Here is a 1,042-nt window from a genome sequence, read left to right as displayed (position 1 = left end):
AGAGTTATTTGGGGGTTAAGGTTTTTCCTCTCCCCATCCCTCCTTCGGAGCGGGGGGCTCAAACTTGTAGCCAACTCCACGCACGGTGCGGATCAACTCCGGTTGGCTGGTATCAGTCTCTAGTTTCTTGCGAATTTGGCCAATGTGGACATCGACCACCCGTTCATCTCCCTCGTGGTTAAAATCCCACACCTCTTGAATCAGCTCAGCCCGTCGCCAAACCCGCCCCGGATGTCGAGCCATAGCATAGAGCAAATCGAACTCCAGTGCTGTTAAGTTGATCAGGCGCTGCTCGCGGATGACTGCTCGGGTTTCCGGGTCGATTACCAAAGAGGCAAAGGTCAAGACCGGCGCGCTGGCAACTTCGGTCTTCATGCGTTGCCGCCGCAGAATGGCTTGCACTCGCGCCTGTAACTCCGGCAGGCTGAAGGGCTTGGTCAGGTAGTCATCTGCCCCCAACTGGAATCCGTGCAACTTATCAGCAGGGCTGACGCGGCTGGTCAACATCAACACGTACACGCCGGTCTCTTTTTGCATTTGCTGGCAGAGATCGTAGCCGCTCACATCCGGCAAGTTCAGATCCAAAATTACCAAGGCCGGCTGAAAAGCGCGCAACTGCTGTAAGCCCTCGGCCCCCGTCATCGCCACCTCAACCGAATACCCCTGCCGCTGCAAGTACCGCTGCAGTAGAGCACAAATGCTGGGATCATCATCGATGATGAGGATGCGTGACATGGCAGCTTGGCACTCTCGAAGTCAGCAGGAGACAAGGTTGCAGGGCGTTGGGGTGTGGGGATCCCTTCGGCAGCTCATGGGCAACAATCGTGCAGAGGCGATGGGCCCTCGGCTCGCGGGTGAATAAAGAGCCCTCTCAACAGGGCAAGCTTGACCCCAACCTCGGCTGGAAAGGGCAACAAACGCAGGTGATTCATGAGTTATTGAACACCTAAATCTTATTTCAAGTCTTTACGTGTGGGGTCGCGCGGGGAGTTTATCCTTGCCGAGGCCGCCCTCCTGTGCGTAAATCAACGGAGGCTTATCC

General features: G+C 56.2%; 1 protein-coding gene. It reads right to left on the bottom strand.

Annotation, left to right across the window (positions count from 1 at the left end; all coding sequences use genetic code 11):
* Positions 1 to 15: 15 nt before the first annotated feature.
* Positions 16 to 735 (bottom strand): response regulator transcription factor, encoded by a 720-nt coding sequence (locus tag NW820_RS12645; protein ID WP_011433617.1) that lies wholly within the window; start codon positions 733 to 735, stop codon positions 16 to 18.
* Positions 736 to 1,042: the final 307 nt, after the last annotated feature.

It is taken from the genome of Synechococcus sp. R55.7 (genome assembly GCF_047461955.1).
Lineage (GTDB): Bacteria > Cyanobacteriota > Cyanobacteriia > Thermostichales > Thermostichaceae > Thermostichus.
This window is presented reverse-complemented; position numbering and strand designations above follow the sequence as displayed.